This window comes from Caldicellulosiruptor changbaiensis, assembly GCF_003999255.1.
Lineage (GTDB): Bacteria > Bacillota > Thermoanaerobacteria > Caldicellulosiruptorales > Caldicellulosiruptoraceae > Caldicellulosiruptor > Caldicellulosiruptor changbaiensis.
This window is the reverse complement of record NZ_CP034791.1, coordinates 1057084-1082634: the sequence shown is the minus strand read 5'-3', so window position 1 is coordinate 1082634 and position 25551 is coordinate 1057084. Positions and strand designations below refer to the sequence as shown.

The following is a 25551-nucleotide window of genomic DNA, read 5'->3' as shown; positions in this document are numbered from 1 at the left end:
TTGACCCCTCCTATTTGTGGTTTTTGTTTTACCACGCCGCCTTGCCGATTACCGTACAAGGCAGCGTGTTTGGATTATAAGCTGTTGTCATTGTCGGCTATTTCTTCAAACAAGTAAATCCCGCCCCAAAATCTCATTGTGATGTTTTCTCCTATGCTGCCATATCTGTTTTTGACACAATTGAATTTGATTGTATAACCATTGCCTTTGTAGTCATCGTGAATAGGTTTGTCGTCATCTCTTTTCATTAGGAAAGCGGCTGCTGTTCCATATTCAATTGACCCAGATTCTTTGAAAGCTTTTATATCATCGTCGTCATAGCTTTCCCTATTCAAGCTGCTGATAGCGACAACTGGGATTAAAAACTTGTTTTTAATCTCAAACAACTCTTGCATTATCAGGTCAACTCTTTGCTTATCGCTTTGATATGGTTTTGCTGGTTGCAAAAGCTGTAAGTAATCAACAAACAGGATAGGCTTTTGCAAGCGGTCAAGGACATAATAGACCTCGTCAAGTCTTTGTCCTTCTAAAATGTGAAGCTTGAAAGCATAACGCATGATGTAGTCTTGCATAACAGACATGAACTCTTGCATTTCCTCTTGAGTTGCTGTACTTGTTCTAAGTTTTCGATAAAAATCGAATCCAGCTACTTTAACATTAACTTTTTTGAGTCCATATTCACGACAGAAAATCCTTGTCAAAATCTCTTCTTTGGGCATTTCAGCCGATAGGAAGACGCATTCATAACCTTGCTGTAAGAAGTTGTCTATAAGCTGCAACAAGAATGTTGTTTTACCGACGCTGGGCTTTGCACCAAAGACATACAGGTTTCCTGCTACAAAACCACCATTTAACACATCGTCTAATTGCTTAAATCCTGTGGAAATAGCTTTGAATTTATCAGACTTGAGAAAATCAACATACTGGGCAGCAAAATTAATGAGTGCATAGGGATAAAAAGCCGCTTTAAGCTGCCATTTTAAAAACTTTATACACTCGTCTTGAGAGTTTTGCAAAAACTCGTTGATGTCTTTGTAAGGTGCACCTTCCCATCTGCAAATAGCCACTTCATACTGGTTTTTCATCTTATCAAAAAGTTGTTTTGCTGCTTTGCTGCCTGCCTCGTCGTTGTCAAACAGGATGTAAAATTTCTTGTTCTGTGGTTTGATACGATTTAGGGTTTGTATAAACTCGCTTTGATTTTCGCAGCCATTTAGTGCGATTGCTGGCTGTCCAATCGCTGCTTCAATTGTTAATGCGTCAAAAATTCATTCAGTGATAAAAACGTTAGTTTGCAGGTCGTCTTTGAGTATGTCCAAATTAAACGGTATACCTTTGTGTCCTTTAGGAAATTCATAGCGTGGCTTGTTATCATCAAGATTGCGACGCACATAGCTTATTATCTGCCCGTCTTGAAAGATGGGTAAAACAATTGCATTGTTTTCCACATCAAAGCCCATCTTGTATTTGTCAATTAGAGAAGTGGGAATCCCCCTATCAGCAAAGTAACTTGTCAAACTTGCGTATTGATGGCATGTCTCGACATATGCTATAATCTGGTCAATAGAAGGCTTTTCTTCTTGCGTGTTTTCTTCTGTTTGCTTGCTGCCAATAGACAAGCCTATTTCCTCAGCTAACATTTTTACCGCCTCCCCAAAAGATATTTTATGGTAAAGCTGTGCAAATTTGATAACATCGCCACCAACGCCACAGCCAAAGCAATGAAAAAACTGTTCGCTGGGTTTAATGTAGAATGATGGGTTTTTATCAGGATGGAAGGGACAGCAAGCTTTGTAGTTACTACCTTCCTTTTGCAAAGGTAGGTATCTTCCTATGTAGTCGATAATGTCTATTTTGTCTTTGATTGCCTTTACAATACCTTGCATTGCAACCCCTCCCTATTTGCTTAATTTGTATTTGTTTGTGTTAATTCAAAATTTAACGCTAACACTTCAAAAAAGATATTGTCTTTTGTAAATAAATGATTTAAAATTTAAGTAGTGAAGTTTAACGTGAAAATGTGAAAAATAATAAAAAGTTTTTGCCTTTTTAAAATAAAATCCCCGCCCCCAACCGCCCGATACAATATCAAACTGCTTCTTTTTTGTTTATGCAAGTAAAGTATTTCAATGACAAATAATATTGCGGTGTCGAATTTCCTAAAACATCAACAAAAGCATGTTTGATATATTCATTAAAGGGAATATGGTATTCTTTGGCTGTATCTTGTTCTTTAATAACAATTTCTTGACAGTCTAGCATTTTTAATTTGTCGATAATTTCTTGTTCTATACCATAGGTGTTATACTTCCAACATTTGCTTTTTAGTTTGACTGTTTTGTTAAAAATTTTTGTTTTTGCGTCAAACGACCCTGCTTTAACTTTTTTATTTAGAATTTTGTTGTAAGCATACATAACCATTCCAAACACCCCACTTTGTTAGGTGGTTTAAAGCCACCGTTTTTTATGCAATTTGGTCGTTGACTTTTTTTAATGTTCCATCAGGATTTGCTATCTCCTCGACAGATATACCAAAATATGCTGCCAAAGATTGTAACAACTTGGGATAAGGCTTTCTCCAACCCCTTTCGATTTGGGAAAGGATATTAGGATTGACCCCAATAGCAAGTCCTAACTTGCTTTGAGATAATCCCTTGTCTTTTCTAATTTTTTCTAAAACTGTCATAAATATCACTCCTTCCTTTTTTAATTACCACTACTTAATATATTCAAAATAATGTGCAACATCAATATCTTGTTTTTTAAAAATTACTTCAACCTAAATATAGTGTAGCAAAACAACTCATAGTTGTTAACAATTTCCCACTTTTATACTCACCTTACAATCATATTTTACACAAATGTTTTAGTGCTTGAAAAAAACTACTTTTTTCTTAAATTACTTTCTGATTTTCCTTTTAGGAAGCTATAAATTGCCTCTAAAAATCGTGATTTTGCACAATTGTTACTTGAAAAAAGATTAATCCTCAATCTCTTTCAACGACCCATCTTCATTGAACAACTCATCTTCTGCCACATTGAAAAACTCAGCCAATCTCTTTTTTTACCTTTGGATATGCTTTTCTTTCCCCTCTTTCAATTGAAGTCAACAAAGTGTAATTGATACCAGCTGCCAAAGATAGCTTTGCTGATGATAAATTATGCTGTTTCTTCAAATACTCTAATTTCGTCATCTCAAATCAACTCCTTTCCAGTGTTTTTCAAAAATAAAAGCTGCCCCAAAGAAGTTTTAAAACTTCTTTAAGGCAGCCTAATTTTTTCAATTTTGCGTGTTCACTTTTTACCCTTCTATATACTATTATACCACAAATGTTGTAAAAAACCCTATTTTTTAGCTGTGTTGTGAAAAATGCACTATTTTAAAAGGCTTGATACTATTGAAATAAAAGGTAGTGATAACGTCACATGATAGTGAATACTACATTTTTGTTGTGCATTTTGCTATCAATTCAAATGCTTGGTATTGCTGATTTCTTTTCTTAATACCATACCCTATTAAGGTATACTCAAACATGTGTTCTACTTGACAAAGTTTACATAAAACAGGTTGCTTTTAAACTTGTGCATACAACTTTTTTGTCTCAGTATGTCATAACAACTTCTGCGTCTTCTTTTTCGTCCACTACAGCAATTACACCTGAAAGCTTGTCCTCGTCGGCATACACTCTTACAACACTACTTTGAAATGGTAACATTCCTAAAGCCTTATCAATCCCTTCTAATAGCTTAAACCACGCTTTTATTCTTTTGTCTTTGTCAATTTTTCTGTTCACTTGAAGATAAACATTTTTAATGCCCATTTCCTCTAAAATTAAACAACCACCACCTGCAACCTGATTGTCTTTAAACACGTCACTGTAGCCAACAAAGAAGTCTATTTTGCTTTCCTCATCATAAAAATGGTATAACATCTTTAAACTCACTCCTTCTTTTTATTTTGATTTTTTATATTTCCAACCCTGTTTAAGGGTTGTTTTAGCAAACTGTTAATCGGTGTTACCTTTGCATGAATTTCTTGTAGGTCTTTCTGGGTAAAGTGGACGTACTTTTTTGTCATTTCCAATGTTGTATGTCCCATTATCTTTTGCAAACTCAATTCATAACCACCATTTTTGAGATACAGCAAAGCAAACATATGCCTTAAATCATATGGTCTTATTTTCACACCTAATTGTTTACTATACTCTCTCATTCTTTCATTCCATCTATACCTGTTTAAAGGCTTTCCTGATACTGAACAAAATACAGGAACGCTGTCATCCCATTGGGGATGTCTTGAAGAGATGAGTTTTTTAATTGCATTTGCTGTTACTGGTGAGATTGGCAGCACTCTTGATACTCTTGTCTTTGCCACATCTGAAGGAATTACAACCTGCAAATTCTTAAAATCAAAATGGTCTTTTAGCAATGAAAAGGCTTCTTTAGGTCTTATTTCTGTGTCAAGTGTCAATAACATCAATGCATAATCACGTAAACCAGCAAATGTCTTTCTATCTGGCAACTGGAGTAACTTTTGAAGTGTTTCAATGTCAATTTCAACAATTCTGTCATCTGTCTTTCTTGGCTTGAATTTAGCAATGGGATTTGTCGGAATAATACCCTCTTCAACACACCAATTCAAAAATGCTTTCAAGTTTTTCATTCTTAGATTGTAAGTCACTGGTTTCATAGGTTGTGATAAATACTCAATCAAACACTTTCTTAACTTCTCTGTGTCATTAAAACAATCTGGGTAACGTTTAAAAAATGAACTGATGTGACGTTCATAGTCCCTAATCGTTAAATCACTTCTACCTTGTGCTTTTTTGTAAGATAAGAAAAGCTGTAATGCGTCTTCCCAATCTGAATTTGAATTGTTGACTTTGAGTTGTTTAGGCATAATAAAAACCACCTCACACCTACTTTTATTCTTTCGGTGTTTGGTGGCTGCGTTTGGATAATACTTTGTTCTCCTGTTTTTATTTCATGACCATAACAGACCTTTTTACTCAATTGTGTAAATTTAAAATGTTCAAAGCCTTGATAATTCTTGGTTTCTAATTATATCCATATTTGGTAGTTTTAAGTCCTGTGCGTCTGCCAGTTCCGCCACTCCGGCATCGCAATTATATATTTTAATCTCTTCCTTCTCACTTGTCAAGAGGATTTTACTCTTGGTGCGGGTAGAGGGACTTGAACCCCCACGGCTGTTGCCACTAGATCCTAAGTCTAGCGCGTCTGCCAATTCCGCCATACCCGCTTGTTTTTGCGTATTATATTTTAGCACAAGGTTTGTGCTTTGTCAAATATAATATAAGCCTTGAACACCCGCCGTTTTAAAAAAGCAATTATATTTTTGGCAGGTGTTCAGGCGTAGTCTTTTATCACTTTAATATTCTTTTGCAATATATCATTTTATATACACGTATATTTTTCTTCTTCTCGGTCCGTCAAATTCACAGAAAAATACCCCCTGCCATGTACCAAGCATAAGCTCACCGTTTCTAATTATTATATTGACAGATGAGCCTATCAAGCTTGCTTTTATATGTGCATCAGAATTACCTTCGCTGTGGCTATACCCGTTATTTACAGGTACTAATTTTTCAAGTTGTTTTTTGATATCACTCACAACTGAAGGGTCAGCATGTTCATTGATTGTAACACCTGCTGTGGTGTGAGGAACAAACACAGTCATAAGCCCTTCTTCAATATTTGACTGTCTTACAATCTCTTTAAGTTTACTTGTAATGTCTACAAAGTCAATCCTATCTTTTGTCCTTATCTCAAGTTCTTTGAACACTCTTTTAACCCCCCATTCTAAAAAATTAAGCTTATCTTTTGTATTTATTCCAGTGCAAGATTGAAGATAGCTCCTTTTTATTTCTCACAGGATCTTCGTCGGGATATCCTATGCTAATTAGCGCACATAGCTCTAAATGCTCAGGTACATTCAAAAGCCTCTTCACATCCTCAGAGTGTTCTTTTTTATAGCTTGCAACCCAACAACTACCAAGTCCCAACGCCTTTGCTGCGATTAAGATATAAGTTGAGGCTGCTGCCATATCTTCTAAAATATACTCAAATCCCTTTTCATACAAAACTGCAACACAACACGAAGCATCTTCTATAAACCTTCCATAACGCGCTTTTTGCGCAATCTGTTTTTTTAGCTCATCATCTGTTACAACAACAAACTCCCATCCTTGATTCCCGCGGGCTGTTGGCGCAAAACGTGCAACATCAATTATCTTTTCAATAGTCTTCTTGTCAAGTGGCATGTTCTTTTTGTATTTTCTTATGCTTCTTCTTCCCCTCAAAACTTCTAATACATCCATCAACTTCACGCCTCCTTTTCTTTGTTTTGTTGATTTATATTTGTAAGATTATCTAAATATCTTCTAAGCTTCTGTTTTGAAAGCATCACAATCTCTTTGAACTTCCTACCTGTTAAAATCTCCATAGCCTCATCAATTGATTTTACAGCCCAGATATGAAAATTGCCATCTTTAACATCCTCTATAACCTCATCACACAAAACTAAATTCTTTATATTTTGATAAGGAATTATCACACCTTGCTTACCTGTAAACCCTTTTTTCTTGCAGACATAATAAAACCCCTCTACCTTTTTAGTCACACCACCAACAGGCTGAATCTCTCCTTTTTGATTGATCGAACCAGTGATTGCAATTCCCTGGTAAATTGGAACATCACTCAAGGCAGAAAGAAGAGCACACAGTTCAGCAGCCGATGCTGAATCACCTTCAATGCCAGAGTACAGCTGCTCAAAGCATATTGTAGCATTTAGTGTAAGCGGCATATCTTGAGCAAACATCTCAGCAATATACCCTGAGATTATCATTATGCCTTTACTGTGAGTCTTGCCTGACATCTGCACCTCGCGTTCAATATTTATTATACCACTTCTGCCGCTGCTGGTGGTAACTGTTATACGTGAAGGTTTCCCAAACACATAATCGCCCACATCCAAAATTGCAAGTGCGTTTATCTGACCAACCTTATAGCCGTCAACATCAACAAGTATTGTTCCATCTTCAATCATCTCATTTATCTTTTCTTCATATCTTGAACTTCTGTATTCCTTTTCGCAAATTGCTTTTATGACATGTTCTTTCTTTACCACATCGCTTGTTTCAAGCTGTGCCCATGTGCTTGCCTCTGCCAATATCTCAACAATGTCATTAAAGCGTGTTGAGAGCTTTTCTTGATTTTCAACAAGCCTACATGAATACTCAACCACTTTTTCAACCGCTTCTTTTGAAAATGGCAAAGCATTTTCCTTTTTACAAAATGAACTTATGAATTGAATCATCTTGTATACATTTTCTTGAGTATACTCCATCTCACTGTCAAAATCAGCTTTAATCTTAAAAAGTTTTCTGAAATCTTCGTCATAAGCATATAAGATATTGTAGATGTATTCATTTCCAATCAGAATTACTTTTAAATCCACCGGTATTGGTTCTGGTTTTAGAGTTGATGTAATAAAAAGTCCATAAATATCTTTTAGATTTTCAATGACTATCTCACCTGTTTTTAAGACTCTTTTTAAGGCCTCCCATGCTTGAGGATAGCTTAAAATGTCTTTCGCTTGGAGTATCAAATACCCGCCGTTTGCCCTGTGAATTGCCCCAGCTTTTATCTTTGTAAAATCAGTGACTAAAACATTCCCCATTTCATTTTCATATTCAATCTTCCCTATGAGATTATAGTAAGTTGGATTTACCTCATATACAACAGGTGCACCATCTAAATCTGAGTTGTCTACAATTACATTCACCTTGTACTTGTCTAAATTAGGAGTCTTTTTAGATTGAAGAAACTGAAAAGATAAGCCTTGTTCTTCATCGTCTCTGTCCAAAAATTCTTCAAGATTTTCCACTACATCATTAGTAACACCGTCAATAAAGTCAAGTATCTTTTGATTTTCTTTGTACTTGTTTCTGATTTCATAGACATAATGACTTATAGTAAACACTGCAATTCTCTTTTGAAGTTCTTTTATCTTTTCTTTTGACTCTTTTTCAAGAAGCTTTATCTTCTTTAGTACCTCTTGCGTATCAAGCTGAAGCTTTTTAATCTTTTTCTCCATCTCATCTCTTATAGATTTATCAAGCTCAGGATACTCAGCCTCTGAAATAGCTTTTCCATCCACAATTGGGATAAAATATACACCGCTTGGTGTATACTTTATTTCAAAGCCATACCTTCTTGCTTCTTCAGCTAAGTCATCTAAAAGCTGAGTCCTTTTTTCCTGATACTCGTTATAGATATTATTCTTGTCATTTTCATACTCTTCGCTTGCAAACACTTTTTTTAGGTCGTTTACAACAGATTCAACAAAATCTGACATATCCTTTTTAAAAACTCTTCCCATTCCTTTTGGAAGACCAATTGCAATTGGTGAGTCAGGGTTGGAAAAATTATATACATATACCCAGTCATTTGGAGCAGGTTTTTGGTTTGCAACTTCTTTAAGATAGCTTTCGGCAAAACTTGTCTTGCCTGTACCTGTTGGACCACACATATAAATGTTATAACCTTTTGTGTTAATCTTAAGGCCAAACTCAAACGCTTTTCTTGCCCTTTCTTGGCCAATTATTGATCTCAATGGCTCAACTTCATCAGTAGTAGTAAAATTGAATTCAGACAAGTTTACATACCTTTTTAATTTGTCGGGTGTAACTTTCATCAAATTTCTCACTCCAGCTTTTATATTTATCTTAAAAGTTTTATACCCAATTTTTTTATAAATATTCTATTAAAACAATTCAATATTGAGTTACCATCACAAAAACTGTAAAATTAAAGTTATCATATTTTTATCAAATGGCAAAAATTAAAAAGTGAGCATACAAGTTCAAAAAGGAGCTGAAAACAAATGGGTGACGAAAAGATATACATGATTCCTGTAAATGATGCTTTCTCAGTTGATTGTGAATGTGCATTTTGTTATCTTGAAAACAACTTTGAAAAACAGTGTTTGGAAATTGTCTTAGGTGAAAGTGTCATGGAAGTTGATTCACGGCTTGAAACAAATAAAAAAGGATTTTGCTCCCGACATTTTCACATGTTGCTTGAGCAAAAAAATAAGCTTCCTTACGGTCTTATGTTAGAGACTCATCTTCATGAAATAAAAACTAATTTCGAAAAGATTCTTTCTTCACATTTTATGCTTTTAAATTTTCAAAAAAAAGAAGGGTTTTTAAAGCGAATCTTAAATAACCATACCTCAAAAGAAGCTCTTTTAAATAATTTGCTTCAATTTTTAGAAAATATAAACTCTCAATGTGTCATATGTGAAAGAATTAATGCAAGAATGAAAAATTATTTTGATGTGTTCTTTTTTATGTGGAGAACAAAAAAGGAGTTTCAGCAAAAGGTACTTAGCTCAAAAGGCTTTTGTTTCTACCATTTTTGCGATTTATTAAAGTTTTCTCAAAACCATCTGCGCTCAAAAGAACTTGACAATTTTGTTGAAAAAATCTGTAAAATTGAGCTTGATGCAATTTCTCGCCTTTATCAAAACATATGTGAGTTTAACAAACAATTTGATTATAGAAATGCAAATAACGTTGTCTCGTTTGAGGTTAGAAACTCACTGATAAATGCAACAGAAAAATTGGGAAAATACAAATAAAAATTCTTTAAGTTAAAACTTGGACACCCTTTGCAATAAGATGAATGTATTCAACATTTATTGATGTATAATATTCTATTTCTTCCTTTATCTCTCTCTGAACTTTTTCAAGTACCAATTTAATATTGCAACCAAATTTCAAGATAAGTTCTACTTTTATATACAAAAGGTTGTTTTTTATAGCAAGATTTATGGATAGTATTCTTGCAATATTTGGATTTTTCTTTAATACATTTTTTATATAGGCAATCAAAACATTTTCAGAAATTGTATACTCTCCAAGATAACTAAATGTGGGTCTTACAATTGTTTTTTCAGCAATAATGTAGTCGTTTAAATTTATTCTTTTAAAAACTCTCAAAGGATATATTAATAACCCCGAAAAGTCCTTTTTTATCTCAAATGTTGGCACTGGCACCACATGTTTTCCTTCTTTATTTCTTGTTGTCATTGCTTTTTTAATCTCTGAGTCGGTCGAAACCTCATGAATGTCAATAAATTTTTCAATTCTACCAAGCTCTAAACGCTGCGCAATCTTTTGTGCCATCTGCTTTGAAGTGGCCAAAATCAATATTTTGTCAATGTTAAGCCTCTTTATAGCCTCCTTTACCTCATTTGCATGGTCATCCTCCATAAAAAGAGCTCTTCTTATGGATGCTAAATATGTAGGCTCTTTTTTGGCCGATTTTCCTGCTATTAACTTTGAATTATACACCAAAATGCCATCATCAATGATGGCGTTTGCATCTATCATCTTAGCAACAATCAAGGCTTTATAGCTCTTCCCTGAACCGCTTGGTCCAACCAGTGCATATACCTTCACTATCAAACTACCTCTTTTTGAAAGATTTCTCAAAAGATATTTTACTATTTTAAAAACTGCTCCACAATGGCCTTTGCAAAAACCATATCCTCTTTTGTGGTAATCTTAAAATTCAAACTGCTATTTTCCACTATCTTTGGTTTTATGCCAAGCGCCTCTACATATTGCAGATCATCAGTAAAACAGGTGTCTTTAAACTTTTCATACGCCCCATATATCAAATCAAACTTGAAAACCTGTGGCGTCTGGACCAAATAGACATTTTCTCTTGGAATTGTATTTTGTACATATCCATCAACTACATACTTTACAGTATCCTTTGCTGACACAGCTGGTGCAACTGCAAAGCTGCTCTTCACCTCTAAAATTAATTTTTCTATTAATTCCAGATCAATAAAAGGACGGGCAGCATCGTGTATAGCAACAAAATTACACATACCCTTTATAAGTTCAAGGCCTTTTTTCACCGTCTTTGCTCTCTCATCTTCTCCATAATCCCAAAAGAGCACTTTCTTGTATTTTTCTTTGAGTACATCTCCAATATCTTTATAACCGTTTGGAATTAAAATTACAACACCGTCTATAAAAGGTGAGTTTTCAAATACGCAAAGTGAATATTCAATTACCATTTTGTCTTCTAAAAACAAAAATTGTTTGGGGGTGCTACCCCCAAACCTTTTGCCGCTACCTGCAGCACATACAAGAGCAAAAGTTGTCATTTTAGAGTCCCCCATTTATTCTACCAAATCAGGATAGTACATTCTCCACGAAGTCCAGCCACCACTCATATTCAGACAGTCAAATCCATTTGCCTTTAAAATCAAACATGCATGGTATGACCTAAACCCAACACCGCAATAAGCAATTATCTTTTTGTCTTTCGGAAGCTCATTTATCCTTCCTCTTAGCTCATCAACTGGAATATTCACTGCACCTTTAATGTGCCCAAATTCATACTCTTCTGGAGTTCTGACATCAAGTATAAAATATTCTTTGTTATCAAGAAGGTCATATACTCTATCAGGTAAGATATTCTTGACCTCACCTCTTATGATATTTGCAGCTGTCATCCCTGCCATTATAACAGGGTCTTTTGCTGAAGAGAAAGGCGGTGCATAAACAAGGTCAAGATTTTCTAAATCAAATACTGTAAGCCCTGCATATATTGCAGTTGCAATTACATCTGCGCGCTTGTCCACTCCTTCTTTTCCAACAATCTCTGCACCATAAATCTTACCTGTTTTGTTATCAAACATAAGTTTTATGGTTAGTTGTTTGCCACCTGGATAGTACCCTGCATGGTGAAGAGGATGAACAATTGTTACATTGTAGTCAAGCCCCAGAGATTCACATTCATTCTCACTAAGACCTACCTTTGCCAATGCCCAATCAAACACTTTAATAATAGAGCTACCTATAACGCCCTTGAACTCCAAATTGCCACCTGCTGCGTTACACCCTGCAACTCTTCCTTGTTTGTTAGCAGGACCTGCAAGTGGTATCCATACATTTTTGCCTGTTATAATGCTTTTGACTTCAACTGCATCTCCTGCTGCATATATGTCAGGGTCAGATGTTTGCATTTTGCTATTGACAACAATACCCCTATTAACTTCAAGCCCTGCCTCTTTTGCAAGCTCTACATTTGGAATTACCCCTGCTGTCTGAAATACTACATCACATTCTATCTCTTCACCATTTGAAAGTATCAATTTCTTTGCAACGCCATTTTCAATTTTAGCATCAATTACAGAAACACCAGTTTTAACCTCAATCCCCTTGGTCTTTAGTGTATCCAAAATTGGATTTGTCATCTCTTTGTCAAACTGTGGCAAGATTGAATCTTTTAACTCTACAATTGTGCATTCAAGCCCTATCTCACGTAATTGCTCAGCAAGTTCCATACCAATATACCCAGCACCAATTACTACAGCTTTTTTTATCAGCTTGTTTGTAAGAGTTTCTTTAATTTTATCCACATCATATAGTGTAAAACAGGTATAAGAGTTTTCACAATCCTTTAAAAATGGCAAAACAAAAGGCCTTGCACCAGTTGCTATAATCAGTTTATCATAACTCTCTTCATAGGTTGTATTGTTTTTCTTATCAAAAACTGTTACTGTTTTTCTGTCTCGGTTGATTTTTGTAACTTGAGACAGCACCCTCACATCAATATTGTATCTTTTCCTAAACAGCTCTTCTCTTACCACCAAAAGGCTTCCCCTTTTTGGAATTGTACCACCAACATAATAAGGAAGCCCACAGTTTGCAAAAGATACATATTCACCTTGTTCAAAGAGAATAATCTGAGCATTTTCATTAGTTCTGCGTGCTTTTGTAGCAGCAGATGCTCCAGCTGCAACGCCTCCAATTATGACAATCTTCATTCTCTTACAAATCTCCCTTCTCACAGTGTTTTTTATTTTGAATGTGACATTTTTTTATCAAATGAGCTTCTCATATCATTTTATCACTTTAGATATTTTTTGCAAATATAGAATGAAGCAGAGAAGGAAATAATGAACAAATTATGATAATCCCCCACTCCAGATATCCCAAACAATTTACCTCAAATACTATACCCAGCTGTGGTATATATATTACCAGTAAAAATAATACAAATGATATAATTACGCTAAATAGTAGATATAAATTTCCAAATAACATGTTGAAGATATTCCTTTTTTGTGTTGAACACTCAAATGAATAAATCAGCTGTGACAAAACAAGTGTTGCAAATGCAATCGTTCTTGCCATTTTTATATCATATCCTTTCATAATAGGAAGGTAAAATGACAAAGTTGCAAAGCAGCCAATTGCAAAACCTCTTAAAACTATTTCTTTTAAAAGCCCTCCTGCAAAAATGCTTTCATCTTTTGGTCTTGGCTTTTGTCTCATGAGACTATCTTCACTCTTTGACATTGAAAGAGCTGCTGCAGGAAAACCATCTGTCACAAGATTTATCCATAAAATTTGCATTGGCAAAAGCGCAATTGGCAGATTCAAAAGGGATGTGAAGAACATTATCAAAACTTCTCCAATGTTGCAGGCAAGTAGGTATTTTATAAATTTTTTTATATTGTTATAAATAAGTCTTCCCTCTTCAATTGCATGGACAATGGTGGTATAGTTATCGTCAAGCAAAATCATTGACGCTGCTTCTTTTGTAACATCACTACCGCTTATTCCCATTGCAATTCCTATATCCGCTTCTTTGATTGCCGGAGCATCATTTACTCCATCTCCTGTCATTGCAATAATATTCCCTTTTTTCTTGAGCATTCTTACAATCCTTAATTTGTTCAATGGGTCAACCCTCGCAAATACTGAAATCTTATCTATATTTCTCTCAAATACTTTTTCGTCTTTCTCTAACTCTTCTCCTTCTACTACTTCTTCAAATGAAGATGCAATACCAAGCTCTTTTGCAATTGAAAAGGCTGTTAGTTTGTGGTCACCTGTAATCATAATTGTCTTTACCCCTGCTCTTTTCGCCTTTTCAATTGCCAATTTAACACCTCTTTTTGCTGGGTCTATCATTCCAACAAGCCCTAACAAAATCATGCCATCTACTGTATCTGAACCATATTTCATACACAAAAGCAAAACCCTCATAGAAGACATACACATTGACTCATTTTTCTTGGTAATAATTCGTTTTTCATTATACCCTAATTGTTTTATTGTACCACATTCAGACATGTAATATTTGCACTTATCAATTAGCTTTTCAAAGGCCCCTTTGACAAATAAAATACTATTTTGATCATATTTGACAACAACCCCCATATACCTTCTATGAGAATCAAATGGAATTTCTATAATTCTGACACCCTTATTTAAATTTTCGCGATACTTTTTAGCAAGAACTAAAAGTGCTATTTCTGTTGGATCACCTGAAATTTTAAATTGTTCATTTTTATCATCTTCAAATTCAGCATTGTTACAATTAATTGCACACAGCATTATGTAGTCAAGTAATTGATTTTTTACAATTCGTCCATTTGACAATATTCTTCCTTTTAAGTCATATCCTGTACCCTCAACTTCAATGCTCATATCAACTGTTTCTATTCTCTTAACTGTCATCTTGTTTTCTGTCAATGTTCCTGTCTTATCTGAACAGATAATGTTCACACATCCTAAGGTTTCAACTGATGAAAGTTTTCTTATAAGGGCATTCTTTTTTGCCATTCTTTGAACACCTATTGCTAAGGTTATTGTCACAACAGCAGGAAGCCCTTCTGGAATTGCTGCAACTGCCAAAGAAATGCCTATCATAAACATTTCATAAATGTTCTGCTTTCTTAAAATCCCCAGTATAACTATAATGGCACATACGCTAAGACAAATCAAGGCCAATAACTTTCCAAGTTGATTCAGCCTCAGCTCCAGCGGAGTTTTAGTTTCCTTAATTTCTGTTAAAGCTTTAGCTATCTTGCCCATTTTCGTGTCAAGGCCTATTGATGTTACTTTCATTACACCTTTCCCTTTTATAACATAAGTACCCATATAAAGCTTGTTTTCGCCTTTTACGTCCTTTTCAGCCGGAACTGACTCGCCAGTTAAAATTGATTCATCTATAGACAAAGAAAAACCCTCGACTAAAATGCCATCTGCAGGAACTCTGTCCCCCTCTTCAATTATTACAATGTCATTTATTGTTACGAATTTTGTCTCTATCACATCTACCTTTCTATCTCTTATTACTTTTGCTTTGTACGAGATATAGTTTTTGAGCGATTCTACAGCCCTTTCTGCTCTAAATTCCTGCACAAACCCTAATATTCCATTTAGAATTATCAAGAAAAAGATGACCACAGCATCTAAAAACTCACCAAGCAAAAATGACACAGCCGTAGAAAGGGCTAAGATTACAACTAAAATGTCTTTGAATTGGTCAAAAAATATTGAGAGAGCACTTTTTTTGTTCTCAAGCTTTATCTCGTTTAGCCCAAATCTTTCAATATTCTTTTCTGCCTCATTTGATGAAAGTCCACTTCCATGAAATTCAAGTAGCTTATTCACCATTTCTAAAATTCATATCCCTGCAAGTATCTATAAACAATATTATTAAAGGACTTAAACTTTTATGATGAACAAAGTGTGTCTTAAAAAATTGCGCTAAATATTAAAATCCTTATATTTATTTTTAAAAACTGTGAGGTTATAATGTATTAAAGTAGTGAAAGTTTACAAATAAGATCACAAAACAGATGTTGGTAGGTGTTGCTTAAGTGGACAATTTAAAAAAACTATCACCTTATTTTGAAAAATACAAAAAGCTTTTAGTAATTGGATTTACTTTAATTGCTTTATCAATATCCCTCGGTATGATAAATCCTTACATCTCAAAAATGGTAATTGACGAAGCAATCACTAAAAGAAAATATAATTTACTTGCTCCACTTTTAATGAGCATGCTTCTTGTGAGTCTTATCAGGGGTTTGATTCGTTATACACACTCTTATATATTTGAGAGCGTTTCCCAGAATATTCTATATGATTTAAGAGAAAGTCTTTACAAATTTTTGGAAAGGCAAACATATGAATTTTATGATAAAACACGAACGGGTGAACTAATGGCACGTATGACAGGAGATTTAGAAGGCATCAGGATGTTTTTTTCAACCGCTATATCCCTGCTTGTTGAAAACATTTTAAACTTTTCTATTTCCCTTACAATAATGTTCCTTTTAAATGTTAAGCTCACTCTTGCATTGCTTCTTTCAACTCCACTTTTGCTGGTCCTTGTTTACTTTTTTGATAAGACAATAAGACCTGAATTTATTAAGATCCGCGAAAAGTATTCAAAACTAAACACAGCAACACAAGAGAATATAACTGGTATAAGGGTTGTAAAGGCATTTTCCCAAGAAGATTTTGAAATTGAAAAGTTTTCGTCTGCAAATAGAGACTACAAAGAACAGAACATCACAGTGGGACTTATCTGGGGAAGATTTTTTCCAATGATTGAAGCTGTGACCTCTTTGCTTGTTTTGATTATCTTTGCACTGGGGGGTTTTATGGTCATAAATAAATCAATCACAATTGGCACTCTTATGGCCTTTCAAGGCTATTTGTGGGCAATTGTATGGCCACTCAGGTCCTTGGGATGGATTATTAGTATGGTTGAAAGAGCAAATGCTTCATGCGAAAGAGTTTTTAGTCTTCTGTACACACCAATTAAAATCAAAGGAAAACCTACACAATATGAAGTGAAAGAAGGTTCTGTCAAATTTGAAAACGTGTACTTTAAACACTTTGGAAACATTGTTTTAGAAGATATCAATTTTGATATAAAACCTAAAATGAAAGTAGCCATAATAGGCCCAACTGGCTCAGGAAAATCATCACTTGTAAATCTAATACCTCGTTTTTATGATGTTTCAGCAGGAAAAGTTTTGGTGGACGGGGTTGATGTAAGGGATTATGACTTAAAAAAACTAAGAAGTGCGATATCTATTATTCCTCAAGAGACTTTCTTGTTCTCTGATACAATTGCCAATAACATTGCTTATGGTGTTGAAAATGCAACGTTTGAGGATATAGTAAAGGCAGCTAAGCTTGCCCAAGCTCACGATTTTATTATGGAGTTTCCAGAAGGATATGAGACACTTGTTGGTGAGAGAGGAATTGGACTTTCAGGTGGACAAAAACAAAGAATTGCCATTGCAAGAGCTCTTTTAATAAAGCCAAAGATATTAATACTTGATGATGCAACCTCTGCAGTTGACATGGAAACAGAATATCTTATTCATCAGGCTTTGGAAGAGTATTTTAAAGATTGTACAGTTTTTATAATTGCTCACAGAATCTCAATGATCAAAGATTGTGATATCATATTTTATCTTGAAAATGGTAAGATAGTGGAGCAAGGTACTCACAATGAGCTTTTGGCAATGAGAGGCAAATATTATAACATCTTTGTCCAGCAATACAAAGACATCTATAGCACACAAAAAGAAGGTGATTAAGCTTTGAGCACAACATCAAAAAGACTCAGAATTGAAGAAGATGAACCTATAACAAAACCTTTCAACTGGAGTCAGTTCATAAGGTTACTAAGTTATATTAAACCATACAAAAAATACTTTTTGTACTCATTTTTATTGATGATTCTTGCTACCTTTTACAACCTTGCTGGACCTTATTTGATAAGACTTGTAATTGACATTGACATTCCGAAGAGAAATATCCATGGCCTTTTTTACAAAGCCTCTTTTTATATTACATTGACGCTTTTGTATGTCCTGAGCCTGAGAATTCGTACAATCTTTATGACAAAACTTGGTAACAATGTTGTCTCAGATATACGAATGCATCTTTTTACTCACCTTCAGAAATTGTCTCTTAACTTTTTTGATAACCGCCCTGCTGGGAAGATTATGGTAAGAGTGATGAATGATGTAGACTCTCTGTCAGAGCTTTTGTCAAATAGTATTTTAAATGTGCTGATTGACACACTAAGTCTTTCTTTTATCATAATAATAATGCTTTCTATTGATGTCAAACTGTCGTTGGTTGCTTTTTTTGTTCTACCTTTTTTAATAGTAGTAATCATGTTTTTGAAAAACTCTATAAGAGTAAGATGGCAAGATGTGAGGAAAAAGTCTTCCACGTTGAATGCATACATACACGAGAGTATTCAAGGAATGAAGATAACACAAGCCTTTGTCAGAGAAGAGACAAACTTGCAAATCTTTAAAGAACTTAACACCATATTTAAAAATACATGGATGAAAGCAATCAGGGTAAACAACCTGTTCTGGCCCACAATTGACTTTACAGGAACACTTTCAACTGTTCTTATATTTCTATTTGGTGTGTGGATGATGAAAAGAGGGTATACAACACTTGGCACAGTTATAGCATTTTCAAATTACATGGGTATGTTCTGGCAGCCGATAAACAATATCTCAAACTTTTATAATCAGCTTCTTGTTGCTATGGCCTCAACAGAGAGAATATTTGAAATACTTGATATCCAACCTGATGTTAAAGATAGCCCTCATGCTTATGATTTGCCCCCAATTAAAGGCGAAATCAGGTTTGAGAATGTCTCTTTTTCGTATGAAGAAGGAAAGCCTGTATTAAAAGATGTGTCATTTACAATAAAACCAGGAGAGACAATAGCTTTAGTTGGCGAAACTGGTGCGGGAAAAACAACTATAATAAGCCTCCTCGCAAGATTCTATGACCCACAAATGGGAAGGATACTAATTGATGGACATGATATAAGAAATGTAACCTTAAAGTCCCTAAGAAAACAGATGGGAATTATGCTTCAAGACACTTTTATCTTCTCTGGAACGGTAGCAGACAATATTCGATACGCAAAACCTGACGCCACCATGGATGAAGTAATAAAGGCTGCAAAGACTGTAAATGCTCATGAATTTATAATGAAAATGGAAAATGGATATGACACAGAAGTAAATGAAAGAGGAAGCAGGCTTTCTATCGGTCAAAGACAGCTCATTGCATTTGCGAGAGCTCTTTTAGCAGACCCAAAGATTTTGATACTGGATGAGGCAACATCTGCTGTGGATACTCAAACAGAAGTTCTCATTCAAGAGGCTATTGAAAAGCTCACAAAAGATAGAACCTCAATAATTATTGCCCATAGGCTTTCAACAATCAGAAATGCTGATAGGATATTCGTAATACACAATGGACAGATTGTGGAAGAAGGAAATCATCAACAGCTTCTTGAAAAAAGAGGCTTCTATTATAACTTGTACACATCACAGTTTAAATACTTTGAAAAATGAAAAAGAGCAGAAGATTTTATTTAAAAAGAGGCTGCAAGTTCACTTTTGTGCAGCCCATTTGTTTTTTATTTAAGTCCTTCAGATATCTTCTAAGCTTTCAAATTTTTTCAAGCTTGATATTTGTTTATAGAGACCAAAAGCTCGTTTAGCCACATTTCATACGATGGAATTATGTCATCTTTATATTTTTTCAAAAGTCTTTCCTCAACAGGTTCTTTGTATAGTTCAAGAAGTTCCTCTAAATTCTGATGCAGCTTATCTCCCAAAGACATAACATTTTGCAACTCAAACTCATCTTGAATTATTCTCAAGGCATTTGAAATACTCAAAAAAGCCTCAATAATATCGTTTAGAAGATAAAAAGAGTCTTCAAACCTGAGCTCTGGAATCTGGATATTTACAATGTGGTCGAAAGCCTCTGACATTGTCGATGTAAGCTCATTTATCCTTCGGACAATTTCTAAGTACCTTTCATTCATCTTCTTTGTCTCAACCTTTCTTTTGATAATTTCTAAATTTACTTAAGGCTAATTTTATATGCTTTTATAATACCACAATCTCAGTAAAATTTCATCCCAAAAATTAAAAAAGGGCAGGAAGAAAAAACTCCCCACCCTTTTTCAAAAAGCTATGTTTTTTACTTACGCTACTTGTGTTTTATTACTTGAGCTCAACCTTTGCACCAACTTCTTCTAACTTCTTCTTAATCTGCTCAGCTTCGTCCTTTGAAACATTTTCTTTAATTGGCTTTGGAGCACCATCAACAAGGTCCTTTGCCTCTTTTAGACCAAGACCAGTAATCTCTCTTACAACCTTGATAACTTTAATCTTGTCGCTACCTGCATCTGCTAAGATAACATTGAACTCTGTCTTCTCCTCAGCTGCTGGAGCTGCTGCCTGAGCACCTGCAACTGGAGCTGCTGCAACAGCAACTGGAGCTGCTGCTGTAACACCAAATTCTTCTTCTAATGCTTTTACCATTTCAGAAAGCTCTAAAACTGTCAAAGTCTTAATCTCTTCAATTAATTTTTGAACCTTCTCGCTTGCCATCTTTAAACAACCTCCCATTTTAAAATTTTTTTATTTATGTTAAGCACTCTGCTTTTTAGCAATAGCATCGAGTGCCAGAACAAGCTTTCGAATAGTACCAGAGAGTACATAAACAAGCCCAGACATAGGCGCATTCAAGCCGCCAAGCATCTTTGCAACAAGTTCTTCTTTTGACGGAAGTTTTGAAAGTGCATCAACCTCTTTTGCAGAAATTACTTTGCCTTCAATAAACCCGCCTCTAATTTCTAACTTTTCAAGGTCTTTTGCACCTTCTTTTAAAACCTTTGCAACCTTTACAGGATCATCATAAGAAAGGGCAATTGCAATTGGTCCTTCAAAAAACTGTTCAAGTTCTGACAAGTTGTTTTCTCTTACTGCAAAGGTAAATAACGTTTTCTTTACTACTTTGTATTCCACTCCTGCTTCTCTGAGTTTTTTTCTCAAAGCTGTATCCTGCTCAACTGTGATTCCATGATTACATACAATAACGCCCGCTTTTGCCTTTGAGAGCTTTTCTTTGTACTCATTTAAAAGCTGTTCTTTCAATGCTCTTGATTTTGGCACTAAACTCACCTCCTACCCATAAAAATTATTAAAGCCTCTTTAAGTTTACCTTAAAGAGGCTGTAATTACCCTTCCCCTCGGCTAACAATACCACTTAAAAAAAGCTTTTATCAGCCGACGGATTTAATAATTACAACCTCGGTAGGCAAACTTTAAGCAAAGCACTTTTTCAAAAGTGCTTTGCACCTACTGTCTTCGGTTGTAGAATATTCACTTTTTAATCTTCAATGAAAATTATAGAGGTTTTAATGGATTTACCTTTATGCCAGGACCCATTGTAGTTGCAACCGTAATACTCTTTATGAACTGGCCCTTTGCTGCTGCTGGTCTTGCTTTAATTATTGCATCCATAAGCGTTCTATAGTTCTCAAGAAGTTTTTCTTTACCAAATGAAACCTTCCCAATCGGACAGTGAATTATTGCAGTCTTGTCAAGCCTAAACTCCACCCTACCAGCCTTTGCTTCCTTGACAGCCTTTGCAATGTCCATTGTTACTGTTCCCGATTTCGGGTTTGGCATAAGACCTTTTGGCCCTAATACTTTACCGAGCCTTCCAACTAATCCCATCATATCAGGTGTTGCAATACATACATCAAAGTCTGTCCAACCTTCATTTTGAATCTTTGCAACAAGCTCTTCTGCACCTACATAATCAGCACCTGCTTCTTCAGCCTCTTTTGCCTTGTCACCTTTTGCAAATACCAGTACTCTTACATTCTTTCCAGTTCCATTTGGAAGGACAACTGTACCTCTTACTTGCTGGTCTGCATGTCTTGGGTCAACGTTTAATCTGACATGTACTTCAACTGTTTCGTCAAATTTAGCATAAGATGTCTTTAAAGCCAAATCAATAGCTTCTTCTGGATCATATAACTTGGTTTTGTCAACAAGCTTTGCTGCTTCTTGATACTTCTTGCCTCTGAACATTCTTACTTTAAAACCTCCTTTGTGGTATTTGCGGCTAATTTCAAATAACCTCCCACATCTAAAAACCTGTGCGAGGATAAATTAATCTTCTACAACAATTCCCATACTCTTTGCAGTACCTTCAATAGTCCTCATTGCTGCTTCTAAAGTTGCAGCAGTTAAGTCCGGCATCTTTTGTTCAGCAATCTTTCTAATTACATCTCTTTTCAAAGTAGCAACCTTTTGCTTGTTTGGCTTTGGTGAACCACTTTCAATTCCTGCAGCTTTCTTTAGCAAAACTGATGCTGGTGGAGTTTTTGTTATAAATGTAAATGACCTATCAGAATATACTGTTATAACAACTGGAATAATCAACCCAGCATCTTTCGCTGTTCTTTCATTAAACTCTTTACAAAATTGCATAATATTAACACCATGTTGACCCAATGCTGGTCCAACTGGTGGTGCTGGTGTTGCTTTTCCTGCAGGAATCTGAAGTTTAATCTGGGTCAAAACCTTTTTCGCCATATTAAGCTGTCACCTCCTATCATCCTTTTTGTCTATGTTAAAACTTTTCTACTTGGTGATAATCAAACTCAACAGGAGTCTCTCGCCCAAACAAGTTCAGCATTACCTTCACTTTTTTTCTTTCTTTGTTTATATCAATAACAGGTCCATAAAAATCTGCAAATGGACCAGCGACAATTTTCACATTATCCCCCACTTCAATGTCAAATACCTCAACAACCTCTTCTTCCTTTATCCCCATTGCTTCAATTTCTTCATCAGTAAGAGGTGTGGGTTTTGACTCAGGTCCTACAAATCCTGTTACGCCTCTGATATTCCTAATTGTATACCAAATATCATTATCCATTACTGCCTTTATTAGCACATATGAAGGAAACTTCTTTTTTTCCTTTACAATCTTTTTACCATCTTTAATCTCTGTTACAAGTTCAGTAGGAATTCTAATATCTAATATTTTATCAGAAAGATTTCTATTTTCAATTATCTTCTCTAAATTTGCTTTTACCTTATTCTCATACCCAGAATAGGTATGAACAACATACCATTTTGCTCTTTTATCACTCATTTTGAAGGGCTAAAAGCCCGCCCTCCTTTTTCTTTAATTGGTTAATAAAATGGGCTGGTTATCTTATCTTTAGCAAGAACTTGAAAATAAGCTGTTCATATATCACATCTGCAAGTAGAATGAACACTGTGAAAAATAATGTAAATGTCAAAACAACAATGGTGTGTTTAATAACCTGTTTTTGAGAAGGCCATACAACCTTCTTCATTTCAATTCTGACATCTTTGAAAAACTTTACTGTTTTTGTCCACCATTCTTTAAATGTTACTTTTTTCCTATTAGTATTAGGCTTTGTAACTGGCTTCTCTATTTTCTTCTTCTCCACCATTATCCACACATCCTCTTTCTCCTATTTGGTTTCTCTATGAACGGTGTGCTTTCGGCAAAATTTACAGTATTTCCTGAGTTCAAGCCTGTCAGGATCGTTCTTTTTGTTCTTCTCTGTTGTGTAGTTTCTGTTCTTGCACTCTGTACATTCAAGATGGATTATCATTCTCGCTCCTTTTGCTGCCATCTTATTCTATTCACCTCCACTATCTAAAACCTTTGAAAAAAAGCTGCTTTTTACTCTCTTTAAGATTTGGTATTGCAATTTTCCTTTTACCTATCAGAGCAAAAAATTAGCAAAAAAAAATAAGCCATCTTTGTCTGACTTTTTAAATCTATCATAAACAATTAAAATTGTCAATAACTAAAATGGAGCCCACGACCGGAATCGAACCGGTGACCTCCACCTTACCAAGGTGACGCTCTGACCTACTGAGCTACGTGGGCATTTACAAAAATAAAGGGGCTATTTACTCCCCCTTCTTTTTTTAAATCTGGAGCGGGTGATGGGAATCGAACCCACGCTACCAGCTTGGGAAGCTGGTGTTCTACCATTGAACTACACCCGCACTGCAATTATATTTTAATACTATTTTTTGAAGATGTAAAGAGTTTTTTAATCTAAAAGACCCTTACTCTTGAGATATTCATTCAGCTCATCAACAAGCTTTTGTGCGTCTATCCCATGAAGAGCACAAGCTTCTTCAATGCTCTCCCCTTGCGCTGATGGACATCCCAAACAGTGAAGTCCATTGTTCAAAAATATAGGGATAGTTCCTCTGTCAATTCTGAGCACATCCGCAATAATTGTATCAGTTGTTATCCTTGGCATCTTTTTTGCCTCCTTTATTTGGATATTGACATGTAAATATTATACCACAATTTCAATAGGAATTCTATCATTTTTTTTCAAGATAGAATTTTGCCACAGTCAAATCAGAATCCTTGTCAACGTCCTGTCCAATTTCAGGGTATGTAGAGATTATGGCTTTTGCTTTCACTTTAAAAACCTTTGAAACTCTCTTTTCAACCTTTTGAATGGAAAGTTTTTTTGTCAAAAAGAGTAAAAGAATGGTTGGCCCTATCAATCTTGCCATCGCAATAGGGTTTTTGCGCTTTTCTACAAGCTTTTCGGCAAGACTATAGCATCTGTCAAAAATAGAAGGATTGATTATTATTGCATTTCCCCCTGTAAACGTCCCTTCTTTTACAGTACCATATGTTCTTTTCATTTGAGGGTACTTCTCATCATTTATACTTTTTTCAACAATAGGATAGCAAATATCAGCACCTGTTTTTATTGACTCCTCAATAAAATGGTCTATCGCCTCAGCGGTTATAAATGGTAAATCTGAAGTTAAAAATAAAATTTTTTTAGTGTCATTTAGATACTCAATTCCCTTTTTTGCATTTTTCATTATCGAAGTATCTTCTTCTACAAATTCTACCCTTGGATATTTTGTTTCAAATAAATCTTTAAGTTTCCTCGGTCCTACAACAACTATTCGCGATACATGCCTTGAGCTGCACACCGCATCTAATACATATTCAATCATGAACTTATTATTTAGCTTTATCAATGCTTTGCATTCATAAGGGGTGCCTGATTTGTTTTTATCAGACCCCGCTAATATAATAGCATTTACCATAATTTTCACCTTTTTTATTAAAATTTTAAGCTTTTAATAAGTTCCATCTCTTGATTCTTTATATGCTCTTCTGCCATCTTCTGGGCTTTTTCTATATCACCACTTAAGATTGCATCTACAATTTCTCTATGTTCGTCTAATAGTTTTTCATTTTTTCTGTATATTTCTTTTAAATAGATAATTCTAAATCTTGTAATCTGTTCACGGAGATTATTTATAATGTGTTGCAGTTTTTCATTTTTTGCTCCTATATATATTATATCATGCAACCTAATATCATCAGTTATCATTCCTTCGATGTTTCCCAATTTGAAATTCTTCTCAAATGAAGCAAGCACTTTCTTGAGTTCCTCTTTTTCAGTCTTTGTCATTCTCTGAGTTGCAAGGCCTGCTGCTAATTTATCCAGAGCTGCTCTAATCTCTAAAACATCCATAATCTCTTTTTTAGAAATATCCGCAACATAAGCGCCTTTTCGTGGAAGCATAACCACAAGTCCTTCTAACTCAAGTTTTCTGATAGCTTCCCTGATGGGCGTTCTGGAAACACCAAGCATCTCTGCAAGCTTTATCTCCATCAGCCTCTCTCCAGGTCTTAAATCTCCATTGACAATCATATCTCTGAGTTTTTCAAACACAATCTCCCTCAAAGGCTTATAGTTTTCAATCAAAAAATAGTGTGAATCATTTTTTTCATTCATTTT

At 35.0% G+C, this 25551-nt stretch carries 29 protein-coding genes, 3 tRNA genes and 1 other annotated feature; of the genes, 3 read left to right on the top strand and 29 right to left on the bottom strand.

Going from position 1 to position 25551, the window contains the following annotated elements; genetic code table 11:
- Window positions 1-74 precede the first annotated feature (74 nt).
- The 12 genes from ELD05_RS14320 to ELD05_RS05110 all read right to left on the bottom strand — a co-directional run bounded on the left by ELD05_RS14320 (window position 75) and on the right by ELD05_RS05110 (window position 8716).
- Window positions 75-1268, bottom strand: a complete 1194-nt coding sequence (locus tag ELD05_RS14320) for a bifunctional DNA primase/helicase (RefSeq protein ID WP_277601442.1) — start codon at window positions 1266-1268, stop codon at window positions 75-77.
- Window positions 1269-1886, bottom strand: coding sequence for a CHC2 zinc finger domain-containing protein (locus ELD05_RS14315; RefSeq protein ID WP_241243620.1), 618 nt, complete (start codon window positions 1884-1886; stop codon window positions 1269-1271).
- A 202-nt stretch (window positions 1887-2088) separates the two neighbouring features.
- Window positions 2089-2415, bottom strand: coding sequence for a hypothetical protein (locus ELD05_RS05150; protein ID WP_127351603.1), 327 nt, complete (start codon window positions 2413-2415; stop codon window positions 2089-2091).
- A 49-nt stretch (window positions 2416-2464) separates the two neighbouring features.
- On the bottom strand, window positions 2465-2686 hold the full coding sequence (locus ELD05_RS05145; RefSeq protein WP_127351602.1) for a helix-turn-helix domain-containing protein: 222 nt from the start codon (window positions 2684-2686) through the stop codon (window positions 2465-2467).
- A gap of 361 nt (window positions 2687-3047) precedes the next feature.
- A complete protein-coding gene (locus ELD05_RS05140) occupies window positions 3048-3194 on the bottom strand; it encodes a hypothetical protein (protein WP_241243619.1) in 147 nt (48 codons plus the stop codon).
- A gap of 408 nt (window positions 3195-3602) precedes the next feature.
- The gene (locus tag ELD05_RS05135; RefSeq protein WP_127351601.1) at window positions 3603-3932 is read right to left on the bottom strand and encodes a hypothetical protein; all 330 of its coding nucleotides are present in this window, start codon (window positions 3930-3932) and stop codon (window positions 3603-3605) included.
- 8 nt (window positions 3933-3940) lie between these two features.
- Window positions 3941-4900 (bottom strand): tyrosine-type recombinase/integrase, encoded by a 960-nt coding sequence (locus ELD05_RS05130; protein ID WP_127351600.1) that lies wholly within the window; start codon window positions 4898-4900, stop codon window positions 3941-3943.
- Between the two features lie 132 nt (window positions 4901-5032).
- Complete coding sequence (locus tag ELD05_RS14745; RefSeq protein WP_277601430.1) at window positions 5033-5161, bottom strand: hypothetical protein; 129 nt, start codon at window positions 5159-5161, stop codon at window positions 5033-5035.
- 14 nt (window positions 5162-5175) lie between these two features.
- Window positions 5176-5260 (bottom strand) — tRNA-Leu (locus tag ELD05_RS05125).
- A 150-nt stretch (window positions 5261-5410) separates the two neighbouring features.
- Window positions 5411-5803, bottom strand: a complete 393-nt coding sequence (locus tag ELD05_RS05120; RefSeq protein ID WP_127351599.1) for a secondary thiamine-phosphate synthase enzyme YjbQ — start codon at window positions 5801-5803, stop codon at window positions 5411-5413.
- A gap of 31 nt (window positions 5804-5834) precedes the next feature.
- Window positions 5835-6338 carry a nitroreductase family protein gene (locus ELD05_RS05115; protein ID WP_127351598.1) on the bottom strand — a complete coding sequence of 168 codons (504 nt, stop codon included), beginning with the start codon at window positions 6336-6338 and terminating at the stop codon, window positions 5835-5837.
- A 5-nt stretch (window positions 6339-6343) separates the two neighbouring features.
- On the bottom strand, window positions 6344-8716 hold the full coding sequence (locus tag ELD05_RS05110) for an ATP-binding protein (protein WP_127351597.1): 2373 nt from the start codon (window positions 8714-8716) through the stop codon (window positions 6344-6346).
- A 189-nt stretch (window positions 8717-8905) separates the two neighbouring features.
- Between ELD05_RS05110 and ELD05_RS05105 the strand changes: the two genes are divergently transcribed.
- Entirely contained in the window at window positions 8906-9664 is a 759-nt protein-coding gene (locus ELD05_RS05105) for a DUF6062 family protein (protein ID WP_127351596.1), read from the top strand.
- A 7-nt stretch (window positions 9665-9671) separates the two neighbouring features.
- On the opposite strand, the gene ELD05_RS05100 is transcribed toward ELD05_RS05105, so the two are convergent.
- From ELD05_RS05100 to ELD05_RS05085, 4 genes are all read right to left on the bottom strand, one after another.
- Complete coding sequence (locus ELD05_RS05100) at window positions 9672-10487, bottom strand: Asp23/Gls24 family envelope stress response protein (protein ID WP_127351595.1); 816 nt, start codon at window positions 10485-10487, stop codon at window positions 9672-9674.
- Between the two features lie 44 nt (window positions 10488-10531).
- Window positions 10532-11206, bottom strand: coding sequence for a 2-C-methyl-D-erythritol 4-phosphate cytidylyltransferase (gene ispD / locus ELD05_RS05095; protein ID WP_127351594.1), 675 nt, complete (start codon window positions 11204-11206; stop codon window positions 10532-10534).
- 15 nt (window positions 11207-11221) lie between these two features.
- Window positions 11222-12874 (bottom strand): FAD-dependent oxidoreductase, encoded by a 1653-nt coding sequence (locus ELD05_RS05090; protein ID WP_127351593.1) that lies wholly within the window; start codon window positions 12872-12874, stop codon window positions 11222-11224.
- 88 nt (window positions 12875-12962) lie between these two features.
- On the bottom strand, window positions 12963-15518 hold the full coding sequence (locus ELD05_RS05085; RefSeq protein WP_127351592.1) for a calcium-translocating P-type ATPase, PMCA-type: 2556 nt from the start codon (window positions 15516-15518) through the stop codon (window positions 12963-12965).
- Between the two features lie 206 nt (window positions 15519-15724).
- On the opposite strand from ELD05_RS05085, the gene ELD05_RS05080 reads away from it, so the two are divergent.
- Both ELD05_RS05080 and ELD05_RS05075 read left to right on the top strand, forming a co-directional pair.
- Window positions 15725-17464 carry an ABC transporter ATP-binding protein gene (locus ELD05_RS05080; protein ID WP_127351591.1) on the top strand — a complete coding sequence of 580 codons (1740 nt, stop codon included), beginning with the start codon at window positions 15725-15727 and terminating at the stop codon, window positions 17462-17464.
- Between the two features lie 3 nt (window positions 17465-17467).
- Window positions 17468-19261, top strand: coding sequence for an ABC transporter ATP-binding protein (locus ELD05_RS05075; protein ID WP_127351590.1), 1794 nt, complete (start codon window positions 17468-17470; stop codon window positions 19259-19261).
- A 107-nt stretch (window positions 19262-19368) separates the two neighbouring features.
- Here the strand turns inward: ELD05_RS05075 and ELD05_RS05070 are convergent, their stop codons facing one another.
- The 13 genes from ELD05_RS05070 to ELD05_RS05010 form a co-directional block, all read right to left on the bottom strand.
- Window positions 19369-19740, bottom strand: a complete 372-nt coding sequence (locus tag ELD05_RS05070; protein ID WP_127351589.1) for a hypothetical protein — start codon at window positions 19738-19740, stop codon at window positions 19369-19371.
- Window positions 19741-19921: 181 nt separating this feature from the next.
- Entirely contained in the window at window positions 19922-20311 is a 390-nt protein-coding gene (rplL, locus tag ELD05_RS05065; RefSeq protein WP_011917713.1) for a 50S ribosomal protein L7/L12, read from the bottom strand.
- Between the two features lie 39 nt (window positions 20312-20350).
- Window positions 20351-20875, bottom strand: coding sequence for a 50S ribosomal protein L10 (gene rplJ, locus ELD05_RS05060; RefSeq protein ID WP_039764557.1), 525 nt, complete (start codon window positions 20873-20875; stop codon window positions 20351-20353).
- A gap of 18 nt (window positions 20876-20893) precedes the next feature.
- Window positions 20894-21092: a sequence feature (ribosomal protein L10 leader region), on the bottom strand.
- Between the two features lie 17 nt (window positions 21093-21109).
- A complete protein-coding gene (rplA, locus tag ELD05_RS05055) occupies window positions 21110-21802 on the bottom strand; it encodes a 50S ribosomal protein L1 (RefSeq protein WP_039764558.1) in 693 nt (230 codons plus the stop codon).
- Between the two features lie 81 nt (window positions 21803-21883).
- Window positions 21884-22309 (bottom strand): 50S ribosomal protein L11, encoded by a 426-nt coding sequence (gene rplK, locus ELD05_RS05050; RefSeq protein WP_011917716.1) that lies wholly within the window; start codon window positions 22307-22309, stop codon window positions 21884-21886.
- A gap of 37 nt (window positions 22310-22346) precedes the next feature.
- Window positions 22347-22874 (bottom strand): transcription termination/antitermination protein NusG, encoded by a 528-nt coding sequence (gene nusG, locus ELD05_RS05045; RefSeq protein ID WP_127351588.1) that lies wholly within the window; start codon window positions 22872-22874, stop codon window positions 22347-22349.
- Window positions 22875-22932: 58 nt separating this feature from the next.
- The gene (secE, locus tag ELD05_RS05040) at window positions 22933-23202 is read right to left on the bottom strand and encodes a preprotein translocase subunit SecE (RefSeq protein WP_011917718.1); all 270 of its coding nucleotides are present in this window, start codon (window positions 23200-23202) and stop codon (window positions 22933-22935) included.
- 21 nt (window positions 23203-23223) lie between these two features.
- Complete coding sequence (gene rpmG, locus ELD05_RS05035) at window positions 23224-23388, bottom strand: 50S ribosomal protein L33 (RefSeq protein WP_127351587.1); 165 nt, start codon at window positions 23386-23388, stop codon at window positions 23224-23226.
- Window positions 23389-23571: 183 nt separating this feature from the next.
- A tRNA-Thr gene (locus ELD05_RS05030) sits at window positions 23572-23648 on the bottom strand.
- Window positions 23649-23696: 48 nt separating this feature from the next.
- A tRNA-Gly gene (locus ELD05_RS05025) sits at window positions 23697-23770 on the bottom strand.
- 47 nt (window positions 23771-23817) lie between these two features.
- The gene (locus tag ELD05_RS05020) at window positions 23818-24033 is read right to left on the bottom strand and encodes a DUF1858 domain-containing protein (RefSeq protein WP_011917726.1); all 216 of its coding nucleotides are present in this window, start codon (window positions 24031-24033) and stop codon (window positions 23818-23820) included.
- Between the two features lie 67 nt (window positions 24034-24100).
- Complete coding sequence (locus ELD05_RS05015) at window positions 24101-24850, bottom strand: nucleotidyltransferase family protein (protein ID WP_011917727.1); 750 nt, start codon at window positions 24848-24850, stop codon at window positions 24101-24103.
- Window positions 24851-24867: 17 nt separating this feature from the next.
- On the bottom strand, window positions 24868-25548 hold the full coding sequence (locus tag ELD05_RS05010) for a GntR family transcriptional regulator (RefSeq protein ID WP_011917728.1): 681 nt from the start codon (window positions 25546-25548) through the stop codon (window positions 24868-24870).
- Window positions 25549-25551: the final 3 nt, after the last annotated feature.